4 protein-coding genes and 1 pseudogene are annotated in these 6275 nt (G+C 66.4%); 4 read left to right on the top strand and 1 reads right to left on the bottom strand.

Features of this window, described 5'->3' with window-relative positions:
- The first annotated feature begins 318 nt into the window (after positions 1–318).
- The 3 genes from ABF648_RS04500 to purB all read left to right on the top strand — a co-directional run bounded on the left by ABF648_RS04500 (position 319) and on the right by purB (position 4586).
- Positions 319–1602, top strand: a complete 1284-nt coding sequence (locus ABF648_RS04500; protein WP_415631095.1) for an adenylosuccinate synthase — start codon at positions 319–321, stop codon at positions 1600–1602.
- Positions 1603–1801: 199 nt separating this feature from the next.
- Positions 1802–3061 carry a phosphoribosylamine--glycine ligase gene (purD, locus tag ABF648_RS04495; protein ID WP_415631097.1) on the top strand — a complete coding sequence of 420 codons (1260 nt, stop codon included), beginning with the start codon at positions 1802–1804 and terminating at the stop codon, positions 3059–3061.
- A 91-nt stretch (positions 3062–3152) separates the two neighbouring features.
- A complete protein-coding gene (gene purB, locus ABF648_RS04490; protein WP_415631094.1) occupies positions 3153–4586 on the top strand; it encodes an adenylosuccinate lyase in 1434 nt (477 codons plus the stop codon).
- 39 nt (positions 4587–4625) lie between these two features.
- Here purB and ABF648_RS04485 read toward each other — a convergent pair whose 3' ends face one another.
- Positions 4626–5120, bottom strand: coding sequence for a hypothetical protein (locus ABF648_RS04485; RefSeq protein WP_415631093.1), 495 nt, complete (start codon positions 5118–5120; stop codon positions 4626–4628).
- A gap of 198 nt (positions 5121–5318) precedes the next feature.
- On the opposite strand from ABF648_RS04485, the pseudogene ABF648_RS04480 reads away from it, so the two are divergent.
- Positions 5319–6155 (top strand): annotated as a pseudogene (locus ABF648_RS04480) (phosphoribosylaminoimidazolesuccinocarboxamide synthase); the annotation flags it as partial.
- Positions 6156–6275 lie beyond the last annotated feature (120 nt).

Raw genomic sequence — 6275 nt, 5'->3', positions numbered from 1 at the left:
GGGGGTGCGCCCGGGCCCCTGTTGTGTGGGTGGGGGCGACGGAGCTGTGCGCGGGGCCCCTCAACCACGCGGGGGGGGCCCGCCCCCCCCCCCCCCCCCACCTCTTTGTCCGGCTCAACCATGTGACGGATGGTGCACACGCCTGGCGGCCGCCGGATCCGGTTCTGCGTACCGCTGACGCAGAGGTGGCCGCAACCCGCTCAACAGCTAGAATCTTCATGCAAGAGCCCATTTGCATGGCGCATCTCCAGATGCCCGCAACGGGCTTGATGTCTGTTCGGGCCCCTGTCGCCCGGCCAGCAGATCAGGGAGAGGTACATGCCAGGCATCGTCGTTGTTGGCGCCCAGTGGGGCGACGAGGGCAAGGGCAAGGTGACCGACCAGATCGGGGAGCAGGTTGATTATTGCGTCCGGTATTCCGGCGGCAACAATGCCGGCCACACAGTGGTGGTCAACGGCGACAAGTTCGTGCTGCACCTGCTGCCGTCCGGCATCCTGAACCCGAACTGCACCACGGTGATCGGCAATGGCGTGGTCGTCGACCTGGAGGTGCTCAGCCAGGAGCTCTCCGAGTTGGATGCCCGCGATGTGCAGGTGCCGCACCCGCTGCTGTCGGCCAACGCGCACATCATCACCCCTTACCACCGGGTCCTTGACAAGGTGACCGAGCGCTTCGCCGGCAAGCGCCGGATCGGCACCACCGGCCGCGGCATCGGCCCCGCCTACTCCGACAAGGTGAATCGCATCGGTCTGCGCATGCAGGACCTGCTCGACCCGACCGGGCTGCGCGAGAAGGTCGAGGCCAGCCTCGACCAGAAGAACCAGATCCTCATCAAGATCTACAACCATCGCCCGATCGACGCCGAGCAGGTCGCCGATCAACTGCTCAGCTACGCCGATCAGTTCAAGCCCTACATCGTCGACACCGCGCGCAAGCTCAACGAGGCGCTGGACGACAACAAGGTGGTGCTCTTCGAGGGCGCCCAGGCCAACCACCTCGACGTGGACCACGGCACTTACCCCTATGTGACGAGCTCGAATCCCACCTCCGGCGGCGCTTGCACCGGTTCCGGGGTGGGCCCCACCCGCATCGACCGGGTGGTCGGCATCGCGAAGGCCTACACCACACGAGTCGGAGAGGGCCCCTTCCCGACCGAGCTGCTGGACGCTGATGGCGAGCGGCTGCGCACCGACGGCGGCGAGTTCGGCGCCACCACCGGGCGTCCGCGTCGCTGCGGCTGGTTCGACACCCTCTCGGTGGAGGAGTCCACCCAGATCAACGGTCTCACCGACATCTTCCTCACCAAGCTCGACGTGCTCACCGGCTGGGATCGCATCCCGGTGTGCACCGCCTACGACGTGGACGGGGAGCGCACCTCGGTGTGGCCGATGACCGCCGAGCAGCTGGCTGTAGCCAAGCCCGTTTACGAGTACTTGCCTGGCTGGACCGAGGACCTCTCGGCGGCCCGCAGCTTCGACGAGCTGCCCGCCACCTGCCAGGCCTATGTGCACTTCCTCGAGGAGCGGGTGCGCTGCCAGATCAGCGGCATCGGGGTGGGCCCGGGTCGCGAGCAGACGATCGTGATCAACGAGTTGGTCTGAGGCAGAGCCGTCCGCACCGAGCCACTTTGTGGATGCCCGACAGGGCTGCTGTGAAGCTCCCTGCCGGGCTGATGGCTGGCCGGGGGGAGTTCTCTGTCGTTTCGGTGTCACAAGGGACGATGGGAGGTCCGCCGCCACCGGTGCTCAACAAGACCTGGGTCGATAGACTTCAGCCGTGACTTTTCACGCTCCTGAGGGCATGACCGTTCTCGTCCTCGGCGGTGGCGGGCGCGAGAACGCTCTCGCGCTGGCCATCTCCCATGATCCCGCCGTCAATGCCGTGCATGCGGCCCCTGGGAACCCGGGCACCGCGGGCTTCGCCACCAATCATTCGGTCGACATCAACGACGGCGCAGCCGTGACGGCGCTCGCCCGCGAGATCGGTGCTCACCTTGTGGTCATCGGACCGGAAGCACCACTGGTCGGTGGGGTTGCCGACGTCGTACGCCAGGCCGGAATCGCCTGCTTTGGTCCCAGTCGCGGGGCCGCACAGCTGGAGGGTTCCAAGGCTTTCGCGAAGTCGGTGATGGCCGCCGCTGGGGTACCCACTGCGCGGTTCCGGGCGTGCAGGAGCATCGCGCAAGCTGCCGCTGCCCTTGACGAGTTCGGCGCGCCCTATGTGGTCAAGGCGGACGGGCTGGCCGCTGGTAAGGGAGTTGTCGTCACCAACGACCGCGAGGCAGCGCTCGCCCATGCCGCACAGTGCGAGCGCGTGGTCATTGAGGAGTACCTCGACGGGCCGGAGATGAGCCTGTTCGTGGTGACCGACGGAACCGCCGCCGTGCCATTGATGCCGGCTCAGGACTTCAAGCGGGTCGGCGAGGGCGACGAGGGCCCCAACACCGGTGGCATGGGATCCTATGCACCGCTGCCGTGGCTGCCCGAGGGCACCGTCGACACCGTGATGGAACAGGTTGTGCACCCGACGCTGGCACGGATGCGCACACTGGACATCCCCTTTGCGGGGCTGCTCTACGTGGGTCTGGCGCTCACCTCCGCAGGCCCTCGCGTGGTCGAGTTCAACGCCCGTTTCGGTGACCCCGAGACCGAAGTGGTGCTGCCCTTGTCGGATGGGCCGATGGGCCAGCTGCTGTACGCCGCGGCCACAGGGCACCTGGACGAGATGCCGTCCTTCGGGCGGCTCCCCGGGGCCTGCGTCTGCGTGGTGATGGCCTCGGACGGCTATCCGGGCTCGCCGAAGAAGGGCTGTCCGATCGTGCTGCCGCCCGAGCCGGAATCGGTGCACGTGATCCATGCCGGGACCGCCCTCGATGACAAGGGCCAATTGGTTTCCGCCGGTGGCCGGGTGCTGGTCGTCGTCGCCCGTGGGGACGACCTGGAACAGGCTCGGGCAAGGGCATATGCCTACATCGACGAGGTTGACTTCGCTGACGGATTCTGCCGTCGCGACATCGCATCGCCGGATCGGTTGAAGATGATTTCTGCACGGCTGGGCTGAACTGGTCGTGCAGGTGCGCTACGTGACCTGAGACGAGGCCGCAGCGTGCCAGGACCGGTGCCACCACGAAGAACTACGAGGAGAACTCTCGATGACAGTGCCCAATGTGCTCGCCACCCGCTACGCCAGTGACCAGATGAAGCACATCTGGTCACCCGAACACAAGGTCGTGCAGGAGCGAAAACTGTGGATCGCCGTGCTGGAGGCCCAGCGCGATCTGGGCGTCGACTTCGGCGGGGACGATCCTGACAAGGTCATCGAGGACTACCGCCGGGTCATCGACAATGTCGACCTGGAGTCCATCGCAGCGCGCGAGCGGATCACCCGCCACGATGTGAAGGCCCGTATCGAGGAGTTCAACGCGCTGGCCGGGCACGAGCACATCCACAAGGGCATGACCAGCCGCGACCTCACCGAGAACATCGAGCAGCTGCAGGTGCTGCACTCCTTGCAGCTGGTGCGCGTCCGTACCGTGACGGCGTTGGCCAGGCTCACCGAGCTGGCCGCGCAGTACTCCGACCAGCCGATCGCCGGACGCTCGCACAATGTGGCCGCCCAGGTGACCACGCTCGGCAAGCGCTTCGCCACCTGCGCCGACGAGCTGCTCATCGCGCACGCGCGGCTCGACGATCTCATCGGGCGCTATCCGGCGCGCGGCATCAAGGGACCGATGGGCACCGCCCAGGACATGCTCGACCTGCTCGGCGGCGACGAGTCCAGGCTTGCCGTGTTCGAGAAGCGCATCGCCACTGGGCTGGGATTCCGGCATGTGCTGCGATCCACCGGCCAGGTGTATCCGCGCAGCCTCGACTTCGACGCGCTGAGCGCGCTCGTCCAGACCGCCGCGGCGCCCTCGAATATGGCCACCTCGATCCGGCTGATGGCCGGAAACGAGCTTGTCACCGAGGGCTTCAAGCCCGGCCAGGTGGGTTCCTCTGCGATGCCGCACAAGATGAACACCCGGTCCTGCGAGCGCATCAACGGGCTCTCGGTGGTGGTGCGCGGATATCTGTCGATGATCAGCGAGCTCGCCGGCGACCAGTGGAACGAGGGGGACGTGTCCTGCTCGGTGGTGCGTCGCGTGGCGTTGCCCGACGCCTTCTTCGCCATCGACGGGCTCTTCGAGACCTTCCTCACCGTGCTCGCCGACTTCGGTGCCTTCCCCGCGATGATCCAGGCCGAGCTCGATCACTACCTGCCCTTCCTCACCACCACCAAGATCCTCATGGCGGCGGTCCGCAAGGGCGTCGGACGCGAGGATGCCCACGAGGCGATCAAGGAGAACGCGGTGGCCGTGGCCCTGGAGCTGCGCGAGACCGGCGCCAAGGTCAATCCGTTGTTCGACCGGCTGGCCGCCGATTCCCGGCTGCCGCTGTCGCGCGACGAACTCGCGCATCTTGTCAGCGCACCCCTGGAATTGACCGGTGCCGCCCGCCATCAGGTGCAGCAGGTCATCGATGCAGTGGCACCACTGGTCGAGGCTGACCCGCAGGCAGCCGCCTACCGGCCGGGCGCGTTGCTCTGAGCCCGGAGACCCCGCGGACGCCGGGCATCCGGGCTGGCACTAGTTCCGGTTGAGCCCGAATTTCCTCTTCATGGCGACATTGCCGCCATGACCGTCGTGGGCATAGCTGGTCCAGCGGCCGAGGATCCTTTCGCCACCGTCCGCCTTGCCCACGTAGAGTTCCCCTTCCTCTGCGTCGGCGATCAGGTAGATGCCCTGCACGGCGCTGAGCGCGGTCTGCCAGCGGATCCAGCGGGAGTCGACGACCATCTTCTGGAGCTGACCGTAGCTGAGCAGCACGTTGTCGTAGCCCGGGAAATCGACGATCTGCGGGTCGGCGATTTCGATGACCGGGAAGTGCGTGGCCCTTGCGCCTCGCTTCGCCCAGTTCACCGTGTCCTGCGACCACTCGATGAGCAGCCGGCCCTGCAGGGGACCGATCAGGTCTGTCGGGTGCAGGTCGAAGTAGCGTTTTTCTGCTGTCCGGCTGGCGAGTATCTCTCCCCGGTTCTCGTACACCGTGAGCAGACGACAGCGTCGGCCGGACTCGGCCATGAAGATCAGCCACCAGCGAGGAGGCTTTGCGGGGATCTTGCTGCCGTGGACTCTCTGTTCCCGGGTGGGAATTGGGGCAGTACAGCCATCCGGTTCGCGTCAGGACAACTCGGGGGAGAAGTGTGCCCGATGACCTTGCGGTCCCGATCCGGCTGGCTCGCGTAGTCTGTGGCCGTGGTCGACGCACAGTACGCATCCCTGGGACTTCCGCTCATCAATGCCGGGAAGGTGCGCGAGATGTATGCGCTGCCCGACGACGACTCGAAGCTTCTCATGGTGGCCACCGACAACATCTCGGCCTTCGACCACGTGCTCGACTCGACGATTCCTGAGAAGGGCATCGTGCTCACCCAGCTGTCGTTGTGGTGGTTCGACAGGCTCGCCGGCATCGTTGAGAACCATGTCGTCGGCACCGAAGTTCCCGAAGCCGTGCGGGGCCGCGCGATCATCGCGGAGAAACTGGACATGCTCCCGGTCGAATGCGTGGCGCGTGGCTACCTCACAGGTTCGGGATGGGTCGAATACCAGGAGTCCGGCACGATCTGCGGCATCCCGCTGCCCGAGGGCCTGCACGACGGCTCACAGCTGCCCGAGCCGATCTTCACCCCGGCCACGAAGGCGCCGATGGGCGAGCACGACGAGAACGTGTCCTTCGAGACCATGTGCGAAACGACCGGCAAGCACGACGGCATCACCATCCGAGACCTCACGCTGCGCATCTATGCCGACGCGGAGCGGATCGCCCGCCGGCGCGGCATCGTGCTCGCCGACACCAAGTTCGAGTTCGGCAAGCGCGCCGACGGCACGGTGGTGCTGGCCGACGAGGTGCTCACCCCCGATTCCTCGCGCTTCTGGGACGCCAAGGCCTACGGCGAGGGCCGTCTGGAGAGCTTCGACAAGCAGTACTTGCGCAACTGGCTGCTCAACGACTCCGGCTGGGACCGAGCCTCGGGCGAGCGTCCCCCAGCGCTTCCACCGGAGATCGTGGACGCCACTCGCGCCCGATACCTGGAAGCCTTCGAGAAGATCACCGGGGCAACCCTCACGATCTGAGGGGAGGCAGCCAGCTCCGGTCCGGTGGCATGGGATGGGTGTGAACGCGCGAAAGCTGCGCCCTGCGAACAGCAGTTCTGCTCTGCACCAGCTGGCGGTATG

Source organism: Propionibacterium sp. (assembly GCF_047719395.1).
In the GTDB taxonomy this organism is placed as follows: Bacteria; Actinomycetota; Actinomycetes; order Propionibacteriales; family Propionibacteriaceae; genus Propionibacterium.
Note: the sequence above shows the minus strand (reverse complement) of the source record. Positions and strands in the feature narration are given on the sequence as shown.